This window comes from Marinobacterium iners DSM 11526, from assembly GCF_900107855.1.
Taxonomy (GTDB): domain Bacteria; phylum Pseudomonadota; class Gammaproteobacteria; order Pseudomonadales; family Balneatricaceae; genus Marinobacterium; species Marinobacterium iners.
The window spans coordinates 248,151-274,684 of record NZ_FNRJ01000001.1; the positions used below are offsets into that span (position 1 = coordinate 248,151).

Genomic DNA, 26,534 nt, shown 5'->3' on the forward strand with positions numbered 1-26,534 from the left:
GACATCCCTGTCATGAAATCGCGTGTTTATGTCATGCTTTTTTTCTAAGCAAGAAGTACCCCAGAGAGGGCAGCAATATCAGTGCTCCGAGCATGTTCCAGATGAACATGAATGCCAGTAGGATACCCATGTCCGCCTGGAACTTGATGGGCGACAGCACCCAGGTAAAGACCGCCACACCCAGTGTAATGCCAGTCAACACAACCACTTTTCCGGTAAACAGCAGGGCCTGATAGTAAGCCTCTGACAACGTTTTTCCTTCTTTCAGGCGCGCCATGGTCACTGTGAGAATATAGAGGGCATAATCGACCCCGATACCGACGCCCAATGCAATCACGGGCAGTGTTGCCACCTTAACCCCAATATTCAGCCAAACCATCAGCGCCTGGCAGAGTATGGATGTCAACATCAAGGGCAGTACCGCACACACAACCGCACGCCAGGACCGGAAGGTAATGAAAGCAAGCAGGATAACGGCGGAATAGACCAGCACCAGCATTTGCACATTGGCCTTTTCCACCACGATATTGGTGGCGGCTTCGATACCGGCATTGCCGGCGGCACTCAAAAAGCGGATCTTGTCACTGTTGTATTGGGCCGCGAAACGCTCCACTGTTTCGACGACGCTGTGCAACGTATCGGCTTTGTGGTCTTTAAGGTAGGCATAAACAGTCAGCAAATCACAGTTTTGATTAAACAGCTCACGCGGTGCCCGTGTGATAATGGCATTCAACATCCCCTGAGAACGCGGAATGCCATACCATTTAAGGCTGCCTTCATTCATGCCGACCTGCGCAATCTTGGCCAGTCCGGCAAGTGAACTGGTGGACTCCACGGCCGGCAACTGGGCCAGCTGACGCTCCAGAGCATCGACAGCCATCAGTGTGTCATAGTGCGCACACTCATACTGCCCCGTGCGCACCATTACAACATAGACGTCACTGCTGGCGGCGTAGTTGTCTACCATGAACCTGTTATCCAGGTTGTAACGCGAGTCCGCTCGCAGTTCCGGTGCTCCCTGACCGGTATCACCGATTCTAACCTTGGAGCTGACGACCAGCCCAACGCCACCCAGCGCAATAGAAAAGACCACAACAAGCGTCGCGTAACGTTTTTGGGTGAACAGGTCCAGCCATGCCCAGAATGGGTGTTTGCTATGTTCCGTATCGTTGAGATCGGCAATCTCAGCACGAATACTGCGTTCGGCAGCTTTTGCATTCACTCCAGTGTAAGACAGGAGCACAGGCAACAGGATCAAATTGGTAAAAATCAACACCGCTACACCGATGCTGGCCGTCACTGCCAGATCCTGAATCACCGGAATATCAATGACCATCAGAACAGCGAAGCCAATCGCATCAGACAGCAAGGCTGTCAAACCGGCCAGAAAAAGGCGACGGAAGGTGTAACGCGCTGCCAGCAACTTGTGCACACCTCGACCAATATCCTGCATGATGCCGTTCATTTTCTGCGCGCCATGACTCATGCCGATGGCAAACACCAGAAAAGGAACGAGAATCGAGTAGGGATCCAGGTCGTAGCCCAGCAGGGGCAACAATCCCAGCAGCCAAACCACAGCCGTCAGCGAACTCAGCACGACCAACAACGTGCTGCGGAGGCAGCGGGTATAAAGATAAAGTACAAGCATCGCGATGGCGATCGTCAGGGCAAAGAACAGCAACACCTGCTTCAGCCCCTCGATCAGATCGCCCACGACCTTTGCAAATCCGGTGATATGGATGCGAACCTTGTTTGATTCGTACTTGCTTCTCAACTCTTCGAGCTGCTGCGAGAACGCATGGTAGTCAATGCGCTCTCCCGTTGATGCATCAGTTTCCTGCAGCGGCACCAACAGAATGGAAGACTTGAAGTTTGCTGCCACAAGCTGACCGATCTCGCCTGACCGCTCAACATTGTTGCGTACCTGATCGAGGCTTTCAGCCGAACCATCATATCCATCCGGTATGACAGGGCCTCCGTCCAGACCCTCTTCTGTCACGCCGGTCCAGCGTACGGCCGGCGCCCAAAGTGATTTCATGAAGGGGCGATCGACACCGGGCAACAGAAAAATCTCGTCGTGGATTTTTCGCAAGGTGTCCATGTACTCGGCATCGAAGATGGTGCCTTCCGCGTTTTCAACCGCAATCCGAAGGGTATTGCCCGTACCCGCCATTTGTTTGCGGTTTTCAAGGAAATTAACGATGAAGGGATGACTGGTTGGAATCATCTTTTCAAAGGCTGCACTCATGCCAAGATTGATTGACTGCATCCCCAGAAACACTGTAATCGCCATGCAAATCAGGATCACGGCGATACGATTGTTAAACAGAAGCCGCTCCGTCAGCCGACCGGAACGGGTATCAAAATCTTCCAGGTGACGAATCATCTCACCTGTATGGGCTTGATTGGAGCTATTCATCACTTGTCTTCCAACGCAAAAATGGAATCTTCCAGACGCACGGGGCCCCTTGCGGTGGCGAGTATCAGGGCGCCATCACGGGCAAGCGTCATGTCTGTAATTGAAGGTACCGGGTTGATATCCAGCTTCTTGAAATCCAGGCCTCGGTCGTTGCCCAGCATCAGATGGCCACCCTCGTCAGCCAATAGAATGTGGCCATCCTTCAGTTTAAGCCCTGCCGTCAGGGTCGCCTCCGAGCCGAGATCAATCGCCTCCCAGCCCGCATTGCTGCTGCACCAGACATTTCCTCTGAGCCCAAATACCAGCAACTCATCGTTGTACAAGGGCACAAAACCGAAGAACGTTCCCTCATAGGGGGTTTCCACTCGGGAGTAGGTCAACGCCTCGGCCCCGTGTCGGAACAGATTCCCCTGCTCACCGGCAATGATGCGACGACTGCCTTCCATCTGGACCGAGTAAAGATGTCGGCCACCCGTGTTTGGAATCAGCTCCACACTGGACTGCCAGCTCTGCCCCCCATCAAGGGTATGCAGGGCGATGCCATAGGCACCGACCGCCCAACCCCGGTTTTGGTCAGCAAAGAACAGGTCAAGAAACGGCTTGTCGGCGCCTTCCTTGACAAGGTATTCGGCATTGCGGACGGCATCTTCTGCGTCCGGCATACCGGCATCAAGCCTGCGCCTGGCTTCCTGATAAATCAGATCGGCGGCCTTGTAGCCATCCATTTGCAACGTCCAGGTTTCGCCGCCATCGGCCGTGTGAAGAATCACACCACTATGGCCGGCAGCCCAGCCGTCCATGGGTGAAGCAAACTCAACATCAGTCAACGTTACGCTGACCGGTACACCTGAGCTCTGGCGCCAGCTGCGCCCGTTATCATCCGACAACAGAACAATGCCCTTCTCACCTACCGAGACAAGACGCTCACCTGCCAACGCGATACCGAGCTGGATCGACTGGAGTCCTCGGGCGGCTTGCTGTGCCGGCAATTCCAGAAGATCGGGCACTGAGTTTCGATCTGCAGGCTGAGCCAATGAAAAGTCAGCTGCACTGATCAGCAGCGTGCTCAATACCGAGGCTTTCAACACCTGGTTGAATCTGGCGTTTTTTATTTTCATCTTTGACTACTCAACTGGCGGGTTTACCGGGTACCTGCCCGGTAATTGGCCGAGTCGCCTGCACCGGCAATACCGATGCAGGCGACTCAGTTTTAGCGAATGGCTTCTGCAGCAACAGCATCACCAGTGAAGAAGGTTTCCGGTTTAGTCTCAACAATGCGGAAGTTTTCTTCGTTCAGGGCCTGAATCACGCTCATGGTGTTGGCCTGCAGATTGAACACGGTGGCGGTTTTCATCATCAAGGTTGGTATCTTGGGCACGACAAAAGGCGTTACCATGGATGTCCGCCACAGCTTGTCTTCAGCGTCGTAACCATCAACCAGCAGGACCAGCCAGCTGTCTTCGTCAACATAATAGGTTCGCTTGGGCACGGCATGACGCTTGCCATCAGCCACATTGGCTTCTACAACCCATACACGGTGCTTTTCCCAACGCATGTGATCCGGATTCAGGTGGTATGTGCTCAGAGCATCATCAAGTGAAGCGCCGACAAAGTTGTTGGTGTTGTAGGGTACCAACAGTTCCTGTTTGCCTTTCAACGTCCAGTTGAAGCGATCAACAGAACCGAAGAAGCCCTGTACCTCATCGAAGTAGTTGGCACCTGAGGCCACGAAGTCCGGGGTATCGTAAGAGACTGTCGGAGCACGACGCACGCGTCGCTGCCCCAGCAGATACTGCCATGCCTGACGCGGCTGATCACGATCAATGCTGTCTCGTACCACCAGAGACTCACCGGCCTTGAAAGGCGGTTCCAGCGTATTGAAACGGAACATTGAGTACTCGCCTGACCAGTCTTGTGGCGTTGCATCCTTGTAGTACTGCGGATACTGGAAGGAGATGTCATTACGGGTCGCCAGGGTATGACTGCCATCGGCATTACCCACAATGTTCTTGAACGTGTACTCAATAGACGGCGCTTCCACACGCATCAGGAAGTTCCACATCACTTCCACGCCTTCCTGTGGAATCGGGAACGGGATACCGCCTGCACAACCCTCAACGGAGTAGCCACCCTCAATCAGCTTGCATCGAGTCGCATTCGCCAGGGTGTTGTCATACACCGATTGAGGCGCCGCCATGGTACGGTGAGTTGGATAGACATCAAGCCGGAAACTGTCCGGGTATTTCTGCAGCATGGCCTGTACGCCATCGCTCAGCAGCGCCTGATATTGAGACATGTTTTGTGCCGTCACTTGGTACAACGGCTTTTCATCGGCAAAAATGGACTTGGGAATGTCGCCAATATAGTCACCGGGCAGCATCTCGGTCATACCGCCCGTCCAGGCGGGAATGCTGCCATCGGCATTAGCGGCTTTTTCACCGCCAAGTGGTGTCAGGTCGACACTCAAGCGAGCCGCTTCCTCGGCAGAAACACCCGCCTGCACCTGCGGTGCCACAATTAACAGGGCCGCAACACCGGCCAGAATGGATGAAGTGGATTTCATTATTGTTCTCCTAACCACGAGTTCGTAACAGATCAAAACGTGCGCTGGATCGACAGTGAGATGAAGTCACGGTCACCGTGGAAGTTGTCGTAGGACAGCTCCGGTACCGCCGTACCGTACTTCACGATCGAACCGGCACTGCCGATGTAATGGGTGTAATTGAGTGCAGCCTGCCAGATACGCTGGTAATCGGCTGTCAGGCCCAGACTGATGTTGCCGCCACCCTCAGACGGGAACAGCACGCCGTTAACGGAAGAACGCCCGGACAGACCATATCCCACACCGATCGGCGTTTTCAGATCCAATCCAGGCAGTACCTGAAAGTATTCCGGAGTGAACACAAACTGCAGCGCACTGGCACTGCGGGTGGCGGATGGATCAAGCTGATCGGCGTTATCGCTGATGCTCAGCCGGCGGTTGTAGGCGAATTCGCCGATGAAGGTAGCGCCATCCCAGAGGGCACTTTCGGGCAACACGCTGATCATGGAGAGGTTCAAGTGCATGGTGCGACCAACCGGATAGGCGGCATTGTTGTCACCGTCCGAGAACTGGTTGGTAATAACAGTATTGCCGCTGGCTACTAAAGGCTGGTTGTCACGGAATGACAATTCGCCCGCCACATTGGTCTCGCCGACCAGCGTACTGAAGCTGGCACCCACAGTGCGAATGTCTTCGCCAAACACCTCGACGTAGTCACCTACACTGCCCGGCTGTACGTTAGAGCCCGGGCGCGCGTAGAACTGAGGCAGTTTTTCGTGGAACTGGGCGGCATACAGGCCATATTCGGCGTTGTCAGTCTTGAAACGTACCTGCATACCGAACTGGCCACTGTCACTGGGTTCAATGTCTTCACCGCGATACACGACCGCTCCCGGCCCCAGTATCAGGCTTTCACCGCCTTCATCGACGAAGTCGGCAAAGCTGAAGTAGCTGCCAGCGCCGGGGATACGCGTCTTGCGCCACTCCAGCTGGTAGTAGGCACCGATCGTGAGATCAGAACTTAACTGCATCTGGCCAGACAACTGACCCACCGGGCGCAGAATTTCCTGGAACTGGGAGTTGGGTACCGACAGTGCCTTGACCAGATCCAAAGAGGTCTGGGCCGCCGCAATACCGTTCGAGCCAAAAAAGAGGCTTTCGCCGTACAGCTGTGTAAAGCGTCCCAATTTCAGGTTCAGGCTTTTGTCAGCCACGTTGAAATTGCCGTAGGCAAAGGCGTCAAGAATCTCGGCATCACCACCATGCAGATCCTTGGTGGCATCGGTGAATTGGGTGTAATCCACTGAGCGAGAGTTGACCAATGCACCACCGAGGGCTCCCGGATTATCGGTGTCACGGTGATAGACATCGTCATACCAGGCCGCACCCGTGAGGCGCAAACCGTATTTGCGTTTATAGGACAGGTTGAACTGCGACAGAATATCCAGACGGTTTGAGATCAGCCCCTTATCGAAGTTAAGGTCACCATCGTTGGTGTTGGCCTGTGGTCCAATGGAGTTGTCGGCCACATCGGGGTCGGCATCCTTGAGACGATACCCCAGGCTGTACTTGATCGTATTATCCCAAGTCATGCGGATGTCGGGGTTGGAGCTGTCGATCTGGAAGGCTTCAACGCCTGTTGCACAGGCGAGAGTGATCAACCCCACCACTACAGGCAATGTGCGCCGAGTGCCAATAGTGGCTGGCATCGAAGGATTAAATTGCATGCTCATCATGCGATCTCCTTTGTATTATTTTTTATTCTTGTCTCGCTCTTGCCCTGGCAATCACGGATATTTTGTACGTTATAGAACTGATCAATTACCTTCCAATACAATTGACTAACCATCTTCATACCCATAAGGTATGAATAAACGTATAAAAAACCGCTTTGATGAGACATACCCATGGACCTCAGGAAGCTGAAATACTTTGTAACCGTGGCCGAGGAAGGACACATCAGCCGAGCGGCGACTGTCCTTAACATTTCCCAGCCACCGTTAACGCGTCAGATCCAGCAACTTGAAGAGGAACTGGGCGTTCAGCTGTTTACCCGCACGGCCAAGGGGATGGAGATCACACATGCCGGGGCCCTGTTTCTGCAGGAAGCACGCAACATTTTTGCGCTGATTGAGCAGGCAACCGAGCGTACCCAACGCGCAGGACAGGGCCGCCTCGGCCGTTTGGACATTGCCATCTTTGGCTCGGGCATTCTCGAGACGATCCCTCGCATCCTGCTGACATTTCGAAACACCTACCCTGACGTCAAGATTGTGCTGCACACAATGGACAAGCACTCGCAGATCGAAGCGCTGCGCCAGCAACGCATCACGATCGGTTTCAATCGCATGGTCGAACCTCAGAGCGACATCAGGACAGAGCTGGTGATCACCGAAAAGTTAGTGCTGGCCGTAAGTGATTCATCGCCTCTGGCCGCCCTGCCCGTGATCGATTTCCGCGAGATTGCCAATCACCCGTTGATTCTGTTCCCCGCACAGAGCCGCCCCAACTTCATTGATAAGGTATTGAAGATGTGTGAGCTATCGGGCTTTGCTCCGCAGATTTCCCAGGAAGTGGATGATGTATTGACGGGGGTCGCACTGGTTGCCAGTGGCTTCGGTGTCTGCCTTGTATCGGAAGCGGCACGCACGCTTACCTTGCCAGGCGTCACCTATATTCCCCTGACCAATACACCTCCCGGGGCGAGCGCTGACCTCAGCTGCATTTATCGGGAGGGAGACCAGTCTCCAATTCTGAAGGCATTTCTGGGTACGGTTCGGGAGTATTCCAGACAGCAGCCCCTTGAGACTGAACGCTAAAAAGAAGCCATCCCTGGCTGAAGGGGGAGAGTAAACGAAGCAGTCCCGCTCGGTTCTTTAGTCCGGTTCAAATCTGCCTTTCATCTTGCCTATGACACGGATGATGAGGTCACTTTCGGGATAAATCCTGCACGCCAACACGCGATCATGTTCCAGATCATCCTCATTGATGTGACTGCGGCTCATCCTTTTGCTGCGGTAATGACCGTGAAGCACTTCGACCTTGCAAACGCCACAGCCGCCGCCCCGACAGCCTGAGGGGATGCCACGACGTCCCAGTCGAACCATCCCCTCCAGTACGTTTTGCGTACTGCTGCAGACAAAGGTTTCATCACTGTCGACGATTTCAACACTGAATTTGATCTGGGCATCCATCATCAGGCATCACTTGCCAACAGTCCGCGCTCCTTCGCCATGGTCATCGCAGTATCCTGAATCATGTCTTCCTGACCACCGATCATTTTCTTGCGGCCAAGCTCTACCAGAATATCGCGCGCCGGAATGCCGAAACGCGCTCCGGCCCGCTTGGCGTGCAGCAGGAAGGTGGAGTAGACACCGGCATAGCCCAATGTCAGAGACTCTCGATCCACTCGCACGATATGCTCCATCATCGGTACGATAATCTCTTCGCCCACATCCATCAGCTTGAACAGGTCGATACCGGTTTCAATACCCATGCGCTCGCATACTGCGGCGAACACCTCCAGCGGTGTGTTCCCGGCCCCCGCACCCAGCCCGGCCACCGAACCGTCAATGCGGGTTGCACCGGCTTCGATCGCCGCGATGGAGTTGGAGATCCCCATGCCCAGGTTATGATGGCCGTGGAAGCCGATTTCGGTTTCCGGATTGAGCACATCACGCAACGCACTGACACGCTCGGACACATCCTGCGGCAACATGTACCCTGCAGAGTCGGTGATGTAGACGGTATTGGCGCCGTAGGACTCCATCAGCTTGCCCTGCTCGGCCAGTCCCCTGGCATCGTTCAGATGAGACATCATCAGAAAGCCCGAGGTATCCATGCCCAGTTCGCGCGCACAGGCGATATGCTGCGGCGAGGTATCCGCCTCTGTGCAGTGGGTCGCCACATGGACGCTGCGAGCCCCACAGTCATAGGCTGAACGCAACTCTTTCATGGTCCCCAATCCCGGAATCAGTAGCACCGATACCTTGGCCTGCTTCATGCGCGATGCCACCGCCGTGATGTATTCCTCGTTACTCGCCAGCGCGAAACCGTGCTGCAGTGAATTGCCGCCCAGACCCGCACCATGGGTGACCTGGATATAGGGCACACCGGCATCATCCAGTGCCGTGGCAACCTTGATCATCTGCTTAACGCTGATCTGCTCACGCAGCGCATGCATGCCATCTCGCAGACACATGTCGTGCAGAAGGACGTTGCGACCTTTCAGTGTGCTCATCAGGCCACCTCCACCGGTTTGAGTTCGATTTTTCCAGACAGGATTTCTTCGGCAAACATTTCAGCCGTACGCGTGGCGGCGGCGGTCATGATGTCCAGATTGCCGGCGTATTTGGGCAGGTAGTCACCCAGGCCTTCCACTTCCATGAATACGGCGACCTTGTTGCCGTCAAAGCTCGGGCCGTTGACCAGCTTGTAACCGGGTACATACTTCTGCACTTCCCCGATCATCGTCAGGATAGAATCACGAATGCTATCCTGATCCGGCTCTCCTTCGGTGAGGCAGTAGATGGTATTACGCATAATCATCGGCGGCTCGGCCGGATTAATGATCGCCAGCGCCTTGCCCTTCTTCGCCCCCCCCACCACTTCGATGGCGTTGGACGTGGTGTAGGTGAACTCATCCAGATTGGCGCGAGTGCCTGGCCCAATGGAGCGTGACGACAGACTGGCAATGATCTCGGCATACTCTACCGACTGGATGCGTGATACGGCGTTCACGATCGGGATGGTGGCCTGACCGGCACAGGAAATCATGTTCACGTTCATCTCCTGTTTGTCGGCATGCTCGGCCAGATTGACCGGCGGCACACAGAGCGGGCCGATCGCCGCCGGCGTCAGATCGATCATCATCACGCCCAGTGCATTCAGCTTGCGGCTGTTCTCGGCATGTACATAGGCACTGGTGGCATCGAACGCGATCTGGATACCATCTTCAATTACATGCGGCAAGAGCCCATCCACGCCATCTGCCGTGACCTTCAGCCCCATCTCCCGCGCACGCGCCAGGCCTTCTGATTCGGGGTCGATTCCGACCATCCAGACGGGCTCTAGCACCGGGCTGCGCTGGATTTTGTAGATCAGGTCAGTACCGATGTTGCCGGACCCGATCAGGGCACATTTGATCTTTTTCACTTCGTCGCCTCCTGCTGAGCCGCCTCAGCTGCAGCCTGATCGCTGGCACGACCGGCCCGACCCGCTACATAAAACTCATCCTTCCCATGTTCAGTGATCAGGATACGTACGGTATCCGGCTTCACTCCCAGGCTTTCCGCAGCAGCGGCTGTAATGGCGCTGGCCGCACGGGCCTTGTCCTCACTGCTGCGTCCCACCAGCAGATGCATTTCGATAATTGGCATGAATCAGTCCTGTTGTTATTGTTCGAATCGAATGGAGATGGAGCCCAGTTCCTGGAATCGGGCATTGATGTGATCGCCGGGCTGTACCGCTACAGCGGCGGTGATACCACCGCTCATGACAAAACTGCCGGCCGGCAGTGTTTCACCCAGGTCATGCAGAATATTGACCAGCATCGCGACCGCTTCGGCAGGATGCCCCAGTACTTCAGCAGCGGCCCCCATCTCGACGATTTCACCGTTTTTCTCCAGCACGACGCCCAGCGTGCGCAGATCCAGCTCATCCGGATAGCGCGCACGGCCACCACTGACAAAGCGCGCGGAAGAGCCGTTATCAGCCACGACACTTTCCAGATCGAACTTGAAACCCGAAAAACGGGAGTCAATGATCTCGATGGCCGGCAGCACATAGTCGGTCGCGGCCAGCACCTGCTCGGCGGTACAGTCAGGGCCACTCAAGTCCGCCTTCGTGACGAAAGCCACCTCGCACTCCACCCGCGGGTGCACCAGATCGGATACCGAGATCGAGGAGTTTTCCGGTCGCGCCATTCTGTCGGTCAGAAAGCCAATGGACGGTACATCCACACCCATCTGTTTCATTTTGGCCCTGGAGGTCAGGCCCGCTTTCCAGCCGATCAGGGCATGTCCCTGCTCGATAAATCGACGGCGCAGTTCGGTTTGAATCGCATAGCCATCAGCCATGGTCATATTGGGATATTCGTCGGTCAGTTTCGGGATCGCGTAGGCTCGGGTCTGAGCCCCCTCAACACGCTCACACAGACGTACGATATCTTCACGAGACAGGGTAACCATCAGACTGCACTCCTTCCGCTGAACTTGACGCGGCAACTGCCCAGACCACCGACCGTGCACACCAGCTCGTCACCATCGACGACCGGCACCAACTGTGACTGTGAACCGGACAGAATCACCTCGCCGGCCTTGAATGGGATACCCAGCTCACCGAGGGTATTGGCCAACCAGACCACAGCATTGACCGGAGAGCCCTGCACCGCAGCGCCCACGCCGGTGGAAAACAGCTCGCCGTTTTTCTCCAGCACCATGCCGGCCAGCGTCAGATCCAGCTTGCGTGGATCCCCCCTGGTTTCGCCCAGCACATAGACGCCACAGGAAGCGTTATCCGCCACCGTGTCCTGAATCTTGATTTTCCAGTCATCGATGCGGGAATCGACGATCTCGAAGCAGGGCACTACGTAATCGGTGGCCCTGATCACATCCATCGCCGTGATGCCCGGACCGTTTAAATCCTCCTTTAACACAAAAGCCAGCTCAGCCTCGGCCTTGGGCTGGATCAGCCCGTTCAGGTCCAGAGTGGCGCCACCGGTGAACACCATACCGGACGTCAACTGACCGAAATCAGGCTGATAGACCCCGAGAAACTGTTGCACCGGCTTGCTGGTGGCACCGATTTTTTTGCCGACAATGCGTTCACCGGCTTCAAGGCGACGGGCGATAAAGCGCTCCTGAATGCGGTAGGCATCCTCAAGCGTGAGGTCGGGCAGCTGATCGGTCAGCGGCGCAATCGTGCGACGCTCGACGAAGGCGGTGTACAGCGCATCACCGAGCTCTTGAATTCTGTTAGTCTCCATTTTTCACCTCAGAGCTTGATGCAGACATTGCGAGTTTCGGTGTAGAACTCCAGCGAGTGCACGCCCCCCTCACGGCCGATACCGGACTGTTTGGAGCCGCCGAAAGCGGTGCGCAAATCGCGCAGGAACCAGCTATTGATCCAGGTGATACCGACATCAACGCGCTCGGCCATGCGGTGCGCCCGGGTCAGATCCTGGGTCCAGATGGTGGTCGAAAGGCCGTAGTCGGTATTGTTGGCCAGGGCCACCACCTCCTCTTCAGTGTCGAAGGGACGAATATGGCAGCAGGGGCCAAATATTTCCTCGGTCACCACAGCGGCATCATCGGCCAGGCCGGTCCAGATGGTCGGCTCGATCCAGTTGCCCGCGGCCAGCTCTGCGGACATCTCGGGTATGCCCCCCCCGGTAACAACAGTCGCTCCTTCTTCAACCGCCTTGCGGTAGTAGGACAGTACCTTTTCACGGTGCTCACTGCTGATCAGCGGGCCATAGTTGGACGCCTTGTCCAGTGGGTGACCAAAACGAACACTTTCAGCCCTGGTTTTAAGGGCGTTCACGAAGCGTTCGAACAGCGGGCGTTCAACGTAGACACGCTCCGTGCCCAGACAGACCTGGCCGCTGTTGAGGAAGGCGGAACGGAAGATGCCGTCGACCGCCGCGTCGAAATCGCAATCGGCGAACACGATGCCGGCGTTCTTGCCGCCCATTTCGAAGGACACATCACGAGTGCCTTCGGCGGCGGCCTTCATGATCGCGGTACCGGTACGGGTTTCGCCGGTGAAGGTAATCGCATCCACCTGCGGATGCTGGGTCAGGAATTCGCCCGCCGAATTGGGGCCAAAGCCGTTGATCACGTTATAGACGCCCTGCGGAATGCCAACGCTGTTCATCACTTCGCCCAACAGCGCGGCCGTCAGCGGCGTCTCTTCCGAGGGCTTGACCACCACGGTGTTGCCACAGGCCAGCGCCGGCCCGACTTTCCAGGTCATCAGCAGGAAGGGCGCATTCCAGGGCGAGATCACGCCGATCACACCCTTGGGGACACGCATGGCGTAGTTCAGGGCGCCTCGACCATCGGGTGTGGAGGTTCTGAAGGATTCACTGGCCACGTTCTTGACTACATCGGCAAACACCTTGAAATTGGCGGCACCGCGAGGAATAAACGCATGGGTCATGACATGGTGCGGCTGTCCGGTATCAGCCATTTCGGCCTCGACAAACTCGTCGAAGCGGCGGGTAATTTCGTCCGCCACGCCGTACAGCAGGTCTACGCGCTGTTCGGGTGAGATCCGACCCCACTCACCCTGCAGGGCGTTGCGGGCCGATATCACGGCACGATCCACATCAGAACGTCCCGCTTCGGCGATGGACGCGATAATTTCGTTGTTGACTGGTGAACGTTTCTCGAAGCGCTTGTCGTGCTCAGCGACCTCGAACTGCCCGTTTATGAAATTATTGATCAGGCGCATCTCGGTTTGACCTGTGGTTTGATTGGTTTGGAAATCCACGCTCGAATACCCACACTCAATCCGGTAATGAAATTCGAGAACTCTCCACAGACTAATCAACCAAACCCATACCATCTAATACTATTTATTGTCATTCTTGATACTTATTAGGTATTAAATGAACACTCTCCCAATACAAAAAGCGGAACCTCCGTCAGGATGGTTCCGCAAAAAAGCTGTCCAAGGCCCTCTCAGAGTCCATCGGACCGACAGCTATGGCAAACAGGTTTTCAGGCCTGCATAAAATTCAAATTCGCTTGAACAAGGCCGAACGCGTTTGCTCCTGAGCCCCATCCGCGGCGGTTACAAAACGTTCCATGTGGATGTCACGCTCAAACAGACGCCCCTGCATCAACGTGGTAATGGCCGCGTCGATCATCGGTGGCGGTCCACACAGATAGGCCTTGTGACCACTGAAGTGATTGTCGAAGTACTTCGCCGCCGCTTCGTGGACAAAGCCCTTGAAACCATCCCAGCAGTCCTCATCCTGAGGCTCGTTCAGAGCGGGAATGTAGTGGAAGTTTTCATGCTCGCGGTCCAGCGTCTCGAACAATTCACGGTTATACAGTTCAGTGACATTGCGCGCGCCCTGAAAGAGGTAGATCTGACGCGTATCGCCCTCTTCCAGCATGTCCAGAATCATTGACTGTGGACTGGACAGGCCTGAACCACCGGCGATGAAAATCGCGCCCTGATCATCAGACTTGCGCACGAAAAACTGACCGTAGGGCCCGGACACATTGAGCGTATCACCTACCTGCAGGGTTTCATGCAACCAGGTGGTACCCGCACCACCGGATACAAGCCGCACATGCAACTCCAGCCCGCGGCTGTCCGATGGCTTGTTGGCAATGGAAAAGGCACGTGTGCCTTCGACACCGGGAATACGCAGGTTGACGTACTGCCCGGCCTGAAATGCCATGTCATTGTCCAACTCAAATGTGACCCTCTTGATGGTTGGGGACAGATCAACGATGTCAGTCACGGTGCCAACAAAGTCATGCACCGGGTAACCCTCGAAGTCCGGATCAACATCGATATCAGCCTCAATTACCATATCCGACTCGGGTATGGCGCAGCAGGCCAACACCTTGCCCTCCTCACGCTCCATGTCCATCAGGGCAAAGGGAGAGGCATTGCCAAGATCGGCATCGCCCTCCAGCACTTGCACCTTGCAGGTGGCACAAGTGCCGTGACCGCAGGCAAAAGGCAGCCACACACCCTGACGCAAGGCTGCGTCCAGAATGGTCTGTCCCTCCTCTACCTCAATTACATCACCGGTTGGCTCTACCGTGACTTCATAACTCATGACTGCTCTCTCCTCGGCCTAGATGGATGCACCGCTGATTCCGTTCAGGCCGGGCGTACTGAACCGCACGCTGGCCTTGTGGCCAATCCCCTGCTCGTCCAAGGCCTTATCCAGCTCTGGCTGGAATGACTGATGACTGAGCGTCCAGTTGACCTGCTCCCAGTCGATCTGTCTCCACTCGGGATGTTGACCATAGGCTTCGGCCATCAACTGATCACGCAGTTGACGAAAGGTCATGCCCTTGGGCACCAAAAAGGAGAACGGACATGAAAAAAGAAGGTGACGCTCCCAGCAGACATACACTACATGGTTGCCGTGAAAGTTCTCTGCACGGTCTCTGACTTCGCCCCGATATTCAGGCGTATAAGCATGTACTGGCATTGTTTTTGTCCTCGGTTTCACAACCTGCCACGCGGCTTTGGCGGCAGGTTGTGGGTACACATGTTGTCGATGAAGGGTTAGGCCACACCTTTCCACTCTTTCCAGCGCACTTCGTCAGGCGAGCCCTTGATGTCCAGATTGTCGCTGCCCAGATTGATGCCGCAAAACTCCAGAATCCCCGGCAGATCGGGACCACCGCAGTTGCCCTGATAGATCTGATGGACCGGCAGCCAGGACTGCACGTACTTTTCTGGCTCCTCTTCGAAGATCTCCTTACAGCCATCGGAGCAGAAGTGATAATGCTCACCCTGGTAGTGGGTCTCACGATGGGCAATCAGCGTCGGATCATCCATCTCGGTGAACAGCAGCGGTAACTGGCAGGTTGAGCACAGCTGCAACAGTGTGCCGTTGTAGAAACGCTTGCCCTCGGCCTCGAGCTGCTTGGCATACTCCCAGCGTGGGCGGTAGTACTTGTCGAAGGTGTTGGGATATTTCTCGCTCAGCCAGTCCAGCTCTTCGTCAGTCGGAATCCAGGTGTGGAAACCGGCCGCCTGACCATAGGTGTAAAAGGTCCACCAGGTCTGATGGGACACGTGCTCTTTTTCCTTCTCAACCTGATCGGCAAATTTCGGAATCCTGATACCATAACGCACCAGATCCTTGAACAGGGCGCCACCGGCTTCCTCGAAGTAGACCTCCCAGGCTTCCTGCCAGCTCATCACCTTGTTCGGCAGCATGTAATCCATCATCATCGCCACCACGCTGAGCAGGCGGGTGCCGCGCCAGAACCACTTGTCGATCCATTTCTGTACGATCGGCACGTTGTCTTCATGTTGTTCCAGCAGGAACTTGATCACCTCAAGACCCAGCGTCATGTGACGTGCTTCATCGGACTGAGCCGAGAAACCGAAAGTCACGGTCGCCATGTCACCGTTATAGGCAGCACCGGACATGAACGGTACGAACAGCAGGTTGGTCAACACGTATTCAAAGCTGAAACCGATTGCGACAAGAAACTCGAACGGACCGGCACTGCGGGCATCATGGAAGAATGAGGTCGGCACCGACAGGTACCAGAGGCGGTCCTGCATGTGCGACCAGTTCTGGAAGCCATCAAAGTATTTGTTGTACTGGCTCATGGCATGGACCTGGGTCTGCACATGGCGCAGTTCGTCCAGCGACTGCATCTGGCAGGCAACACGGGCACCAACACCGCCATACTGGCGACCGATGTGGGCAAAGCCCTGATGCGCCTGATATTCCTGTGGCGAAATCGCGGTCAAAAAGATTTTGATGGCGTTAACGTAACGCGGGTCGGTCACGTTCAGCTGGCCATTGTTCTGGGCAAAGGCATCCAGAATGGCATACAGCTTCTTCTCTTTCTCGGACTGGTATTTCCAGTAGGCGTCCATGGTCAGGCGGAAGGGATCTTCCCACTTGTCCCAGTCGGTGATCTTGATGCCTTCGAACTCTTCAAACGGAAACGCCTCCTTACGATCCTGGTAGGAGAATTCCCAGTCCAGATCACGGGTCAACAGGCCGTACTTGTCTTTCAGGTTCAGTTTTTTGGCTGCCATTGTGTTCACCTTTTTATTATGAGTTCCAGGACAGACTCAGCTGGTCATCGTCTTCATCGACATTGCCGCCCAGAGTAATCAGGTTCAAATGCAACTCCTGAACCTCCCAGTCACGGCCCATTTTTTCCTCGACCGTGCTTTTCCTGACCACCAGATGCCCTTCATTTTCGATGCGGATCATGGCCGGGTTATGGATCACGGTAACGTCCGGATTGTCTTCTTCTATTGCTTCGACGATATAGCGGGACTCGTCGTTATCCTGCAGTGCGATATACACCTTTGACATGGGTCTGCTCCTTACTGGATACCGGCTTTCGCCACACGTTTATCGAGAACGGTCAACGCGGTTGCCAGTGCATCCGCACCCAGCATCTCCTCGGCGACCGGTGCCAAGGCCTCAGTAGCCTTGCCACGCCAGGTTTCAATCCATTTGGCCATAAGAGCCTTGTTGTGCTCGGATTCGGCGGCAGCGGTTTTGATCACCGCATCCACCCAGCGTCCGGTATCCTTGTTCCACTGCTGCATGAATTCCGTCAGCATGGCGATATCACGGCCACCGTTTTGAGTCAGTTTTTGATCAAACTGGTTATAGAACAGCTCATGCATCAAGGTATCGATCACCAGATCCTGAGCAAGAAAGAGCTCGAACCAGTCTTTCACCACCAGGGTTTCTTCACACAGCGCGCGCGTGCCCTGCCAGATGGGATCGTTCATCCACAGGCTCTTGGCCTCCTTAAGCACCTCACCGCTGTTACCGTCCAGCAGCAGCCCGATACGAGACAGATACTGGGCGATACCCAAACGATCCATGCCGTCATACAGCAGCGCCTGCGTAATCGCCGTGCCATAGCCATAGGCGGTTCCGTACATGTTGTTCAGGTTGGCGGTATGCTCAATATGGCGCAGAGGTATCAAGTACCGAATCACCTCAGAACGCACCGCGTCACCAAGCTGCTCCGCCAAGCCTCTCTTCTCGAAAAAGGCAAAATTGCTCTCGGCAATCTCTTGCATCCTGGCGCGCTGCTGCACATAGGTGCCGTAATAGAACTGACGCGGGTCTTTCAGGGAGTACCAGTCCTGCATCACCAGCTCTGTGCGCCGCGGGTCATTCAGTTCGCGCTCAGGGTCCCAATAGGGACGGTAGTGGAAGTTGGCTTCGGCTTGAACGTCGTACGTCGCTTCCTGATAGCGCGTGGCCGGTTTGTCACCAAAGCGCCGCTCGATGTGCGCAAACGTATTGCGTACTGGCTCCAGCGTTGATGTTTTAATCTCTAAACTCATGTTCAATGTCTCCAGCTGCTGCTGTTGTTGTTATGCTGCTGTGTCTTCGGGCCCGCTATTCGGCGCCATGATCATGGTTACGGGCCATCAAGGTGCCGTCTCCGTAGCGCCACTTTTCCATTTCGGCGTCTACAGCATGCATTTGCTCTTCACTCATGTGCACTACGTCATTGACGGCACAGAAATGCTCGAAAGCCTTTTGAGGCATCACCAGCTCGACGAACAGGGAGGGATCGCCAATGGCAAAATCAAACTCGACAAAGCGAGACTCGGGACCGCTTCTCACTCTGATGAACTTGGTCAGGCGCCTCAGGCCATCGCACCCGTGATCTTTCTTGACCAGATGCATATTCATAACCCCTTGTTTTTAAAAACCACCCCCATACATCAGGCGCAAGGAGGTCCCAGAGACAGATCTCAGGTCTGTCTCCCACACAGAAATGGCGATTATTGGTCGGCTTAGCTAACGACCGTCAGGAACGTCTCATGCAGCTTGCGTTGAGGGTAATCCAGCCCCTGCGCGAAGTTGTCGAACGTCCAAGTCAGGGGTTCATAATCGGGATAGGGTTGATAACCGCCCATGAAGGTTTCAAAGCGGTTACCGGAAGGGTCCCAGGCGTAGATGGTACAGCCACGGGTGATGCCATGACGGGTCGGGCCGATATCGACCGCCACGTCATTCATCGACATGATGTCACCGGCACGCAGCACCTTTTCCCAGCTTTCCATCAGGAATGAACAGTGATGCAACTTGCCGGGCTCTGGGTATTCGGCAAAGGCGATATCATGCACCTTGTGGGAACAGGACAACCAGATGGCGGCTTCACTTTCGCCATCCTCGCCGATGACGCGCTCGACCAGAAAGAAGCCCAGCACGTCGGTAAAGATCTTTTTGACTTCAGCAATATTGGGGCCGTACAGCAGAGCATGATCCAGTCTTAAAGGAGCAATACCCTTTTCAGACTCGTCATACCAGGGGGCGGGGTTGACCATCGACATGCCGTTGCCACAGGCGGTTTTGGTGGCATACAGCTCCATTTCATGACCCGACGGCAACGTAAAGCGGACCCGCTCGCCGGTCTCCAGCAGATCACCCGCGGGCATGCGGCGGGTTTCGATCCCATAGGCCTGCAGATCCGCTTCCAGTTGATCCAATGTCGCTTCATCCAATACCTTGAAGCCGAAGAAGTCGATGCCTGCCTGATCTGCTTCACGGATTATATAACTGCTGTGATCCCGCTCATCCCAGCACTTGAAGTACACTCGGCCATGCTCATCGCGACCGGTTTCAACCAGCCCCATGACATCACGATAGAACTTGATACCCTCTTCAAGATCCAGTACTCGAACCTGTGCGTGTCCGGGACGCAATACACCTGTCATCGCCATATTCTGTAACTCCTGCTTTGTTTTTATAAGTGTCTAATACGTCGAAAAATGGCTGCTTCGACTTAGCTTGCCTTGTTACAAAGCAGGTTTGATGCCAAAACCCGTAACATCATGTTTATAAACAAAAAAACAAAATTTACACCAGCCCATAACCGATATATAGATTACAAAAATGTCAAGCAACCCATCCAGGGTTACAAAATTGTGAGTATGAGAGGGCGACTAGCTAGAGCGCCGTTTCAGATGGTGCACAAAAACCAATCTGCCAGTCTTCAGCCCGTTGTTGTTGCTGCCAGAGATGGGCGTACAGGCCATTAAGGTCCATCAGCGTGTCGTGGGAGCCTGCCTCCACCAGGCTTCCATGATCAAGAACGAGTATTTTGTCTGCGTCCTGGACTGTTCTCAGTCGATGGGCAATGATGACGACCGTGCGACCACGGGCGAGGTTACTGATGGCCCGCTGGATCTCGCTTTCAGCGGATGGATCGACACTGGCGGTAGCCTCATCGAGCAGCAGGATGGGCGCATTTCTCAGCAAGGCACGGGCAATGGACAGGCGCTGGCGCTCACCACCGGATAGCGAACCGCCATTCTCGTCAAGCACGGTGTCATAGCCATTGGGTAACGCCCGGATAAAGTCGTCCGCGTAGGCCTGTTTGGCGGCGGCAACGACCTCTTCATACGAGGCATCCGGCCTGCCCAGGCGCAGATTGTCCATAACCGTCCCGGAGAACAGCACCACGTCCTGGAACACCATGGCCACCTGCTGATAGAGCGTATCCCGGCTCATATCACGGACATCAACGCCACCAATGCGAACACTACCCGTGTTGACGTCCCACAGGCGGGCAATCAGATGGACGAACGTTGTCTTACCGGCGCCACTCGGCCCGACCACTGCCGTCAGCGCATTGGCCGGAACCACACAACTCAGGTGGTTCAGGACCGGCTGTTTGTCATAACCGAAGCTGACCTGATCAAACTCGATGGTCTGGTCAACAGGGACGGAAGGTGACGATGGCTCCGGCATCACCGGCTGTTGCAGCAGTTCCTCAAGGCGCGCCATGGCCCGGCTGGCAAACCGCAGCAGCAGAGTGGACAACCCGACTTCGAAGAGTTGCCGGTAAACAGGCAGGGCAAGCACCAGAAACGTCACCAGGTCGGCGGTTCCGATGGAATCGTTGCCCAGCCAGCCGGCACCGGCCACGACGATCAGGAGATAGCCCAGTTCCAGCACGAAACCGAACGCGGCCAGCCAGGGAGCCGGCCTGGATTCGGCCTCCATTTGCGCACGGTGATGCTCATCCAGGGTTGACTCAAGCCGGCTCCATGCCCAACCGAACCGACCAAAGCCCCGAATCGCGGCAATGCCCTGAATATATTCCTGGACAGCCGCCTGGGCGTGGGAGCCGGCCGCCAGCAAACGCGGTCCGGTGCGGGTCAGCCTCTTCTGCGTCAGGTACAAGGTCACCAACGCAAAGGGGATGGTGATGAGGGTAACCAGCGCCAGTTGGGCGTCAATGGTAAACAGAAAGAGCAATAGGAAGACCGGCACCAGCAGGCCGGACACAAACACACCGAGAAAATGCGACCAGATGTGCTCGACCAGCTCTAGGTCAGAGGTCAACCGGGCACCCAGGTCACCCCCCCGTTGCTGGCCAAACCAGCCAAGCGGAACACGCCCGAGGTGATCCGCAACCCGCAACCGGGCTTCGGCCATCATGGCATAGGCGCCGCTGAACACCAGTGGCATGCCTCGAATCCCCGCCAGTATGCGAAGCACCACCGAGAGCAACATCAACGCGGCAAAAAGCAGTATCTCCGCGCCCGTAAGTGCCCCCTCGAAAAGCCCGGTCAGGAGGTAATAGACAAACACGTACGGCAGGGCCGTGAACAGTGCCTCTGCCATGATCCAGACAAGGCCTCTGGCAAGTCTTGGGTCGCGTTGCCCGGAAAGCCGGAATCCCGCCTGCATTAATTCGCGGATCATATCTCTACTCCTGTCGTCGATCCCAGAGTCCAGTTTCGGGCCCGCTGGTCTGCACCCCACAGCCGGCGGTAGACCTCACAGCTCCCCAGCAGTTGCTCATGTCGGCCACAACCGACCACCCGCCCTTCATCCATCACCACTATCCGGTCGGCGTGCTTTATCGTGCCCAGCCGGTGCGCAATCATCAGCACGGTGCGATTCCGACACAGGCGGTTGAGGGCCTGCTGGATATAAGCCTCGTTCTCCGCATCAATACTGGCGGTGGCCTCATCCAGTAACAGGATCGGGGCGTCCTTGAGTAAGGCCCTGGCGATGGAGATCCGCTGGCGCTCGCCTCCCGACAGGTGGGAGCCCAGCTCGCCAATGTCGGTGTCATAACCATCGGGTAAGCCGGCAATAAATTCATGCGCGCGGGCCGCACGGGCCGCCTGTTCAATGTCGCTATCAGAAGTCGAGGGTCTGGCCATCCGCAGGTTGTCGCGAACGGTGCCGTGAAACAGGAATACGTCCTGCAGCACCACACTGAAGCGCTGTAGCAACTCGTCCAGCGGCCAATCCTTGATCTCCCGGCCACCCACGAGGATGTCGCCCTGCTGGTATTCGTAAAGCCGGGCAATGACTCTCAGCAAGGTACTCTTGCCCGCGCCACTGGCCCCCACGATTGCCGTCATTTGCCCGGTTTTGGCGGTAAAGCTGACGTTATCCAGCACCCAGTTGTCGTGATACCGCTGGCTGACATTGCGAAACTCAATCTCCAGGTCTGTTTCAGGTAAGTCGTCTGCGTGGGCCTGCTGCAAAGCAGGTGCCTCAAGGATTTCCCCGATTCGCTTCAGAGCCTCCTGGCGTTGCGCCTGCTCTCCGATCGCAAAGGTCAGGCGTAACAGGGGGGAAAGAACCGTGGGCGCCACCAGAAGAAACAGCACCAGTGTGGACACTTCCAGATCATGGCTCAGTACACGCCAGGCGCCCAAAGGCGCGACAACGGCCAGTCCCGCCCCCAGCAGCGCAACAAACACCACCCAGGCGCGGGAAGACTGGCGAGCGAAATCCGAGACCCAGTCAACGGCTCCCCGGATCGCCTGGGCCAGCTCACCAAAGGAGCGGGCACTGAGGCCGAAGGTCTTGATCAGGTGGATACCCCGGATATACTCACTGACCTGACCGGCGATGCGCTGCTGGAGCTCATTCCACTGGCGCATGCGTTCACCGCTGTTACGCATGAACCACCACTGTCCCAGCAGTGCCAGGGGCAAGGGTGCAACAGCCGCCAGCCCCAAGGGCCAGTCGACCACCATCAGAAGAGCAGCCGCCAGCACCGGTACCGTGGCCGAGGCGGCAATGTCCGGCAGCATGTGTGCGAAAAAGCCTTCCATGCTATTGGCATCATCGTTAATCACCCGGCGCAGGGCGCCACTTCCGCGGCCACTGAAAAAGGACAGAGGCACCTCACCAAGCCGGCGGGCCATGGCCATTTTCAGGCGGTGCTGGATGCGAAAGGCCCCCTTGTGGGCCTGCACATGGGAAACCGCCATCAGCGCCCACCGCAGCAGCAACACCAGAGCGATCAGTCCTGTCTGCTGCCAGATGACCGTCATTGACGGAGACGCGCCCTCCAGCTCAACCACCATGCGGTAGATCAGCCACAGGGGCAGAATGCTCAGGCCCGCCGACAACATGGCGCAGATAATCGACATAGAGACAGGACCAGGCGCCAGCCGCAACAGCCGGGACATGGTTAAAGGCATTGCAGGATCTTGACTCATTATGCGGGCTCCAGGCCGGTTTGATCGGGATTTACCGGCGTTCTGTTCATCACATTCATTGAAACCAACACTAGGGTGGCCAGCAGTGACAGAGAGGTGGAGACCCCAAAACAGACGGGGTAACCAAAGTGCTGTGCCAGAGCGCCGCCCAGGACACCACCAATCATTGCGATCAGGGCATCGGAGCATTGGAAAAGGGTGAAGTCGACGCCGGATTGGCTTGGGCTGGTCAGTTGCATTAACGCGGAATAGATCACCACGAAGCCGGCAGCCATGCTGGAAAAGATGCCGCTAGACAGCGCAACCAGCACACTGGTCGAGGCTTCAAACACCAGTGCGACAATAACCCCACCCAGTGCTGTGGCCTGCAGCGCCAACACCACCGTGACGGCCCACCAGCCGGGCAGAAGGCGGGCCAGGATACCGCCAACCAGGGTGCCCAGCAGTCCGGCCAGAGCACTGAAACCGCCAAACAGCCAGCCAAGCTCCGACAACTCGATACCGTGGTCCAGAAGCATCGGGCCAAGCATGCCAAAGGCCATGCGTATGCCAGCGCCCAGCAATAGAACCAGAAGCAGGCCCTGCTGGATTTCCCTGCGCGACAGCGCCATCAGCAGTGATGGCCGCGTGCGGTGGCCTGCCACCCAAGCCTTCGGGCGCCGGGTCATCAGCAAAGGCACGCTGATCAACACCACCAGCGCGGACACGATCAGCAATGCCCAGGGCCACCCGGTGATACCGGCAACCAGCAGGAATCCCCCGCCCCCCAGCAAAACGCCGACATAACTCCCACCCACCTGCATCAGGTTGCCCCGCTCGAAACGGGCCTCTCCACGCAGGGTATCGATAAGCAGGCCGTCAGTGACGATATCCACGGAAGCCGACACCAGCGCAGCCAACAGCAGCAAAATTCCGACCATCACGGGCAGAGTGATACCACTCAGCGACAGCACGGCAGGGAGCAGAAGGACCAGGGCCAGCAGACACTGGCCGCCTACAATCATCCGCACAGACCGGTCGTTACCGGGATATGGATGCCGGGCCCGTTCCACAGCGGGTGACCACAAGAACTTCAGTACCCAGGGCAGATAGAAGAGGTAACTGAGCCCCACCATTTGCAGCGATAACCCGGCATCCCGAAGCAGTGCCGGCATGGACTGGGTCGCCAGCGTGGTGACCAGCGTCTGGGAGACGTAAATCGCCCCACAGGCCAGCAGGAACGCCATTGGCGCCGAGCCGGCTATCCTCCTGGCCTCAGTAGACATAGTCGACTGAAACCCCCAGAGTTCTGCCGTCTGCAACCTGGGCATAACGGGTACCACCGAATACAAAGCCGTAACCGCGGTAGGTTTCATCCGTCAGGTTCTGGCCGTAAACGGACAGGATGAGGCCCGGTAGAGGCTGCCAGTCAACACTGGCATCCAGCAGGGTGTACCCGGGCTGCTCCAGGGTATTGGCACTGTCGAAGTACTGCCGACCAGTCCGAGCCACTGTCACACGTGGCTCCAGGCGCTGCCCTGAGGGCCGGAAGTGACCGGTCACTGATATACTGCCCTTATACTCCGGCACCAACGGCACCTTGTTTCCGGAGCAGTCACTGCAACTGGCCGGGCTGTCGTAGTCGTCGTACTCCGCCCTGGTATAATGACCGGCGGCAGAGAGGGACAAATGGGGCAGCGCCCACCAGTCCAGAGACACTTCCAGGCCGGTGGCATGCATATCGCCCACGTTCGTGAGCGTCTGAGTCCCCATATCGCTGTCGCCGTACATCTGAACGTCCCGGGTATTAATCCGGTAAAGGGCGGTTGCAAAGTTCAGCCGGGGCGCCTGGTAACGAAGCCCGAGTTCGTAGCTGATCGAGGTCTCACGATCAAACCCTTCGGCATCGGCGACACTGGATGGCGCCAGGTTATAGCCGGCGGGTTTGTAGCCCTGGGAAACATTCACATAGGTCCGCCAACGATCACTGAGCCAGTAGCCTGCAGCCACACGCCCGAGCCAGGTATTATCCGTGACCTCCGCACTTCCACTCAGACCACTGCCTGCCACCGTGCCATCGAAGCGAGTTTTGGCATGATCCCGGGAAAAACGACCGCCCACAGACACATCCGCGCGGTCCGTCAGATACCAGGTCAGGTCGGCGTAGGCCGCCAAGGACTTGCGTTCATTGTCAGAGCGGGTGTCGATATAGGGAGAGTATACCGGTGCTACCATATCGAACAGATAACGCCGGCTCTGGTCCGTTTCCTGATGAAAGATCCCCATGATCATGTCCCAGGGCTGGCTGCCGTCATTCAGGCTCACCATCCTGATCTCCGCCGTACGCTGGTCCCACTGCTCCGGTTGGGAGGAGTAGTAGTTGGCAATGGCCCAGTGTCGGCGGACGTCCAGGTCCTGGTCACTGAACATCGCGGAGATCTGCCAGCCGCCTATCTCATATTGGCCGTTGACCGCAAACTGATTGCCGCAACGCTCCTGGTCAAATTTCCGGTATTGGTTCGGTAGGTCGGGTGAAATCGCGGCCTGGCGATCATCGATCTCATCATAGAGAGTATAGACATCCTGGGTTGTCTCAGTGCAGTCCCTTGCTGCGGTCACATTCACTTCGTAATCGGCGTCATCCGGAGCCAACCGGAGTCGCAGCCGGCCGGCATCCGTCTGCATACCGCCAAGATCGTCCGAAACGAGTGAGCTATCCAGGTCACCGTTTTGTTCCTGACTCAGAACAGTCAGGGAGCCATACAGCAGGCCAGGCTTGATAGCGCCGGAAGCCTGTCCCATCAATTCATAACCATCACGACTTGAGACACCGGCTCTGGCATGCAGGTAGGGTTCATTTCCAGGCTCCCGGGTCACAATATTGAGGATGCCACCCGAGGCACTGCGGCCATACAGCGTTCCCTGCGGCCCCTTGAGCAGTTCCACCTGACTGACATCTCCCAGGGCTTGTAATGAGGCCACGGGCAACTGCGGCACACCATCTACATACACCGTCAGCGCCGGATTATAAAAATCCTGCGCTGACGTCACCCCACGCATGGTCATGATCGGAAACAACGAGGAACCACTGTAGGACATGTGTAGTGACGGGAACGCCCAATCCAGTTCCTGGACGTTATTGATATGCCCTGCCTTTAACTTTTCACTGTCGGCGACCTCTACTGCCTTATTCATAGCCGCTGCCGACTCGCCTTTCTTGCTCGCCTGAATCACCAGTACCTCAAGTTCCTGGATGCCTTCAAGCTTCTGCTTCTCGTCTTGCCCCAGAACGGCGGTCGGAGAGAATGTAAGCGCCAGTGCAGCCACCAAGGGCATTCGAGCGCCGATGTATCGTCGTGGAACGTGCTTCATGATCACACCTGCATTACAATCGGAATTGATAATGCGTAT

At 56.3% G+C, this 26,534-nt stretch carries 23 protein-coding genes; 1 reads left to right on the forward strand and 22 read right to left on the reverse strand.

Annotation, left to right across the window (positions count from 1 at the left end; genetic code table 11):
- Window positions 1-31 precede the first annotated feature (31 nt).
- From BLV48_RS01290 to BLV48_RS01305, 4 genes are all read right to left on the reverse strand, one after another.
- A complete protein-coding gene (locus BLV48_RS01290; protein ID WP_091821853.1) occupies window positions 32-2,419 on the reverse strand; it encodes an efflux RND transporter permease subunit in 2,388 nt (795 codons plus the stop codon).
- Window positions 2,419-3,537 carry a WD40/YVTN/BNR-like repeat-containing protein gene (locus tag BLV48_RS01295; protein WP_091821854.1) on the reverse strand — a complete coding sequence of 373 codons (1,119 nt, stop codon included), beginning with the start codon at window positions 3,535-3,537 and terminating at the stop codon, window positions 2,419-2,421. Before BLV48_RS01295 ends, BLV48_RS01290 begins: the two co-directional genes overlap by 1 nt.
- A 92-nt stretch (window positions 3,538-3,629) precedes the next feature.
- Entirely contained in the window at window positions 3,630-4,982 is a 1,353-nt protein-coding gene (locus tag BLV48_RS01300; RefSeq protein ID WP_091821855.1) for a DUF1329 domain-containing protein, read from the reverse strand.
- 32 nt (window positions 4,983-5,014) lie between these two features.
- On the reverse strand, window positions 5,015-6,697 hold the full coding sequence (locus BLV48_RS01305; protein WP_217632917.1) for a DUF1302 domain-containing protein: 1,683 nt from the start codon (window positions 6,695-6,697) through the stop codon (window positions 5,015-5,017).
- A 171-nt stretch (window positions 6,698-6,868) separates the two neighbouring features.
- Here BLV48_RS01305 and BLV48_RS01310 point away from each other — a divergent pair, with 171 nt between their 5' ends.
- Window positions 6,869-7,780, forward strand: coding sequence for a LysR family transcriptional regulator (locus BLV48_RS01310; RefSeq protein WP_091821856.1), 912 nt, complete (start codon window positions 6,869-6,871; stop codon window positions 7,778-7,780).
- Between the two features lie 57 nt (window positions 7,781-7,837).
- Here BLV48_RS01310 and BLV48_RS01315 read toward each other — a convergent pair whose 3' ends face one another.
- From BLV48_RS01315 to BLV48_RS01400, 18 genes are all read right to left on the reverse strand, one after another.
- Entirely contained in the window at window positions 7,838-8,158 is a 321-nt protein-coding gene (locus tag BLV48_RS01315; RefSeq protein WP_217632918.1) for a 2Fe-2S iron-sulfur cluster binding domain-containing protein, read from the reverse strand.
- Window positions 8,158-9,201 carry a 4-hydroxy-2-oxovalerate aldolase gene (dmpG, locus tag BLV48_RS01320; protein WP_091821857.1) on the reverse strand — a complete coding sequence of 348 codons (1,044 nt, stop codon included), beginning with the start codon at window positions 9,199-9,201 and terminating at the stop codon, window positions 8,158-8,160. Before dmpG ends, BLV48_RS01315 begins: the two co-directional genes overlap by 1 nt.
- Complete coding sequence (locus tag BLV48_RS01325; RefSeq protein WP_091821858.1) at window positions 9,201-10,115, reverse strand: acetaldehyde dehydrogenase (acetylating); 915 nt, start codon at window positions 10,113-10,115, stop codon at window positions 9,201-9,203. Before BLV48_RS01325 ends, dmpG begins: the two co-directional genes overlap by 1 nt.
- Window positions 10,112-10,339, reverse strand: a complete 228-nt coding sequence (locus BLV48_RS01330) for a tautomerase family protein (RefSeq protein ID WP_091821859.1) — start codon at window positions 10,337-10,339, stop codon at window positions 10,112-10,114. The genes BLV48_RS01325 and BLV48_RS01330 overlap by 4 nt, the downstream gene beginning before the upstream one ends.
- A 15-nt stretch (window positions 10,340-10,354) precedes the next feature.
- The gene (dmpH, locus tag BLV48_RS01335; RefSeq protein ID WP_091821860.1) at window positions 10,355-11,149 is read right to left on the reverse strand and encodes a 2-oxo-3-hexenedioate decarboxylase; all 795 of its coding nucleotides are present in this window, start codon (window positions 11,147-11,149) and stop codon (window positions 10,355-10,357) included.
- Complete coding sequence (dmpE, locus tag BLV48_RS01340) at window positions 11,149-11,946, reverse strand: 2-oxopent-4-enoate hydratase (protein WP_091821864.1); 798 nt, start codon at window positions 11,944-11,946, stop codon at window positions 11,149-11,151. The genes dmpH and dmpE overlap by 1 nt, the downstream gene beginning before the upstream one ends.
- 8 nt (window positions 11,947-11,954) lie before the next feature.
- A complete protein-coding gene (locus BLV48_RS01345; RefSeq protein WP_091822844.1) occupies window positions 11,955-13,415 on the reverse strand; it encodes a 2-hydroxymuconic semialdehyde dehydrogenase in 1,461 nt (486 codons plus the stop codon).
- A 286-nt stretch (window positions 13,416-13,701) separates the two neighbouring features.
- Window positions 13,702-14,763: an NADH:ubiquinone reductase (Na(+)-transporting) subunit F gene (locus BLV48_RS01350; RefSeq protein WP_091821867.1), complete on the reverse strand. Its 1,062-nt coding sequence runs from the start codon at window positions 14,761-14,763 to the stop codon at window positions 13,702-13,704.
- Window positions 14,764-14,781: 18 nt separating this feature from the next.
- Window positions 14,782-15,144 carry a phenol hydroxylase subunit P4 gene (locus BLV48_RS01355; protein ID WP_091821870.1) on the reverse strand — a complete coding sequence of 121 codons (363 nt, stop codon included), beginning with the start codon at window positions 15,142-15,144 and terminating at the stop codon, window positions 14,782-14,784.
- Between the two features lie 77 nt (window positions 15,145-15,221).
- Window positions 15,222-16,721 (reverse strand): aromatic/alkene/methane monooxygenase hydroxylase/oxygenase subunit alpha, encoded by a 1,500-nt coding sequence (locus BLV48_RS01360; RefSeq protein WP_091821873.1) that lies wholly within the window; start codon window positions 16,719-16,721, stop codon window positions 15,222-15,224.
- Window positions 16,722-16,737: 16 nt separating this feature from the next.
- Window positions 16,738-17,007 (reverse strand): MmoB/DmpM family protein, encoded by a 270-nt coding sequence (locus tag BLV48_RS01365; protein ID WP_091821876.1) that lies wholly within the window; start codon window positions 17,005-17,007, stop codon window positions 16,738-16,740.
- 11 nt (window positions 17,008-17,018) lie between these two features.
- Window positions 17,019-18,002: an aromatic/alkene monooxygenase hydroxylase subunit beta gene (locus BLV48_RS01370; protein WP_091821879.1), complete on the reverse strand. Its 984-nt coding sequence runs from the start codon at window positions 18,000-18,002 to the stop codon at window positions 17,019-17,021.
- A gap of 55 nt (window positions 18,003-18,057) precedes the next feature.
- Window positions 18,058-18,351, reverse strand: a complete 294-nt coding sequence (locus BLV48_RS01375) for a phenol hydroxylase subunit (protein WP_091821881.1) — start codon at window positions 18,349-18,351, stop codon at window positions 18,058-18,060.
- Window positions 18,352-18,461: 110 nt separating this feature from the next.
- Window positions 18,462-19,391 (reverse strand): catechol 2,3-dioxygenase, encoded by a 930-nt coding sequence (locus tag BLV48_RS01380; protein WP_091821883.1) that lies wholly within the window; start codon window positions 19,389-19,391, stop codon window positions 18,462-18,464.
- A 226-nt stretch (window positions 19,392-19,617) separates the two neighbouring features.
- A complete protein-coding gene (locus BLV48_RS01385; protein WP_091821884.1) occupies window positions 19,618-21,381 on the reverse strand; it encodes an ABC transporter ATP-binding protein in 1,764 nt (587 codons plus the stop codon).
- Entirely contained in the window at window positions 21,378-23,144 is a 1,767-nt protein-coding gene (locus BLV48_RS01390) for an ABC transporter ATP-binding protein (RefSeq protein ID WP_091821885.1), read from the reverse strand. Before BLV48_RS01390 ends, BLV48_RS01385 begins: the two co-directional genes overlap by 4 nt.
- Window positions 23,144-24,409: an MFS transporter gene (locus BLV48_RS01395; protein ID WP_175527535.1), complete on the reverse strand. Its 1,266-nt coding sequence runs from the start codon at window positions 24,407-24,409 to the stop codon at window positions 23,144-23,146. Before BLV48_RS01395 ends, BLV48_RS01390 begins: the two co-directional genes overlap by 1 nt.
- Window positions 24,399-26,495, reverse strand: a complete 2,097-nt coding sequence (locus tag BLV48_RS01400; RefSeq protein WP_217632920.1) for a TonB-dependent receptor — start codon at window positions 26,493-26,495, stop codon at window positions 24,399-24,401. Before BLV48_RS01400 ends, BLV48_RS01395 begins: the two co-directional genes overlap by 11 nt.
- Between the last annotated feature and the right edge of the window lie 39 nt (window positions 26,496-26,534).

Bases quoted from the DNA above. Each gene is read 5' to 3' on its own strand.
- BLV48_RS01290 (WP_091821853.1), bottom strand. From the start codon at position 2,419: ATGAATAGCTCCAATCAAGCCCATACAGGTGAGATGATTCGTCACCTG.
- BLV48_RS01295 (WP_091821854.1), bottom strand. From the start codon at position 3,537: ATGAAAATAAAAAACGCCAGATTCAACCAGGTGTTGAAAGCCTCGGTA.
- BLV48_RS01300 (WP_091821855.1), bottom strand. From the start codon at position 4,982: ATGAAATCCACTTCATCCATTCTGGCCGGTGTTGCGGCCCTGTTAATT.
- BLV48_RS01305 (WP_217632917.1), bottom strand. From the start codon at position 6,697: ATGATGAGCATGCAATTTAATCCTTCGATGCCAGCCACTATTGGCACT.
- BLV48_RS01310 (WP_091821856.1), top strand. From the start codon at position 6,869: ATGGACCTCAGGAAGCTGAAATACTTTGTAACCGTGGCCGAGGAAGGA.
- BLV48_RS01315 (WP_217632918.1), bottom strand. From the start codon at position 8,158: ATGATGGATGCCCAGATCAAATTCAGTGTTGAAATCGTCGACAGTGAT.
- dmpG (WP_091821857.1), bottom strand. From the start codon at position 9,201: ATGAGCACACTGAAAGGTCGCAACGTCCTTCTGCACGACATGTGTCTG.
- BLV48_RS01330 (WP_091821859.1), bottom strand. From the start codon at position 10,339: ATGCCAATTATCGAAATGCATCTGCTGGTGGGACGCAGCAGTGAGGAC.
- dmpH (WP_091821860.1), bottom strand. From the start codon at position 11,149: ATGGTTACCCTGTCTCGTGAAGATATCGTACGTCTGTGTGAGCGTGTT.
- dmpE (WP_091821864.1), bottom strand. From the start codon at position 11,946: ATGGAGACTAACAGAATTCAAGAGCTCGGTGATGCGCTGTACACCGCC.
- BLV48_RS01345 (WP_091822844.1), bottom strand. From the start codon at position 13,415: ATGCGCCTGATCAATAATTTCATAAACGGGCAGTTCGAGGTCGCTGAG.
- BLV48_RS01350 (WP_091821867.1), bottom strand. From the start codon at position 14,763: ATGAGTTATGAAGTCACGGTAGAGCCAACCGGTGATGTAATTGAGGTA.
- BLV48_RS01355 (WP_091821870.1), bottom strand. From the start codon at position 15,144: ATGCCAGTACATGCTTATACGCCTGAATATCGGGGCGAAGTCAGAGAC.
- BLV48_RS01360 (WP_091821873.1), bottom strand. From the start codon at position 16,721: ATGGCAGCCAAAAAACTGAACCTGAAAGACAAGTACGGCCTGTTGACC.
- BLV48_RS01365 (WP_091821876.1), bottom strand. From the start codon at position 17,007: ATGTCAAAGGTGTATATCGCACTGCAGGATAACGACGAGTCCCGCTAT.
- BLV48_RS01370 (WP_091821879.1), bottom strand. From the start codon at position 18,002: ATGAGTTTAGAGATTAAAACATCAACGCTGGAGCCAGTACGCAATACG.
- BLV48_RS01375 (WP_091821881.1), bottom strand. From the start codon at position 18,351: ATGCATCTGGTCAAGAAAGATCACGGGTGCGATGGCCTGAGGCGCCTG.
- BLV48_RS01380 (WP_091821883.1), bottom strand. From the start codon at position 19,391: ATGGCGATGACAGGTGTATTGCGTCCCGGACACGCACAGGTTCGAGTA.
- BLV48_RS01385 (WP_091821884.1), bottom strand. From the start codon at position 21,381: ATGATCCGCGAATTAATGCAGGCGGGATTCCGGCTTTCCGGGCAACGC.
- BLV48_RS01390 (WP_091821885.1), bottom strand. From the start codon at position 23,144: ATGAGTCAAGATCCTGCAATGCCTTTAACCATGTCCCGGCTGTTGCGG.
- BLV48_RS01395 (WP_175527535.1), bottom strand. From the start codon at position 24,409: ATGTCTACTGAGGCCAGGAGGATAGCCGGCTCGGCGCCAATGGCGTTC.
- BLV48_RS01400 (WP_217632920.1), bottom strand. From the start codon at position 26,495: ATGAAGCACGTTCCACGACGATACATCGGCGCTCGAATGCCCTTGGTG.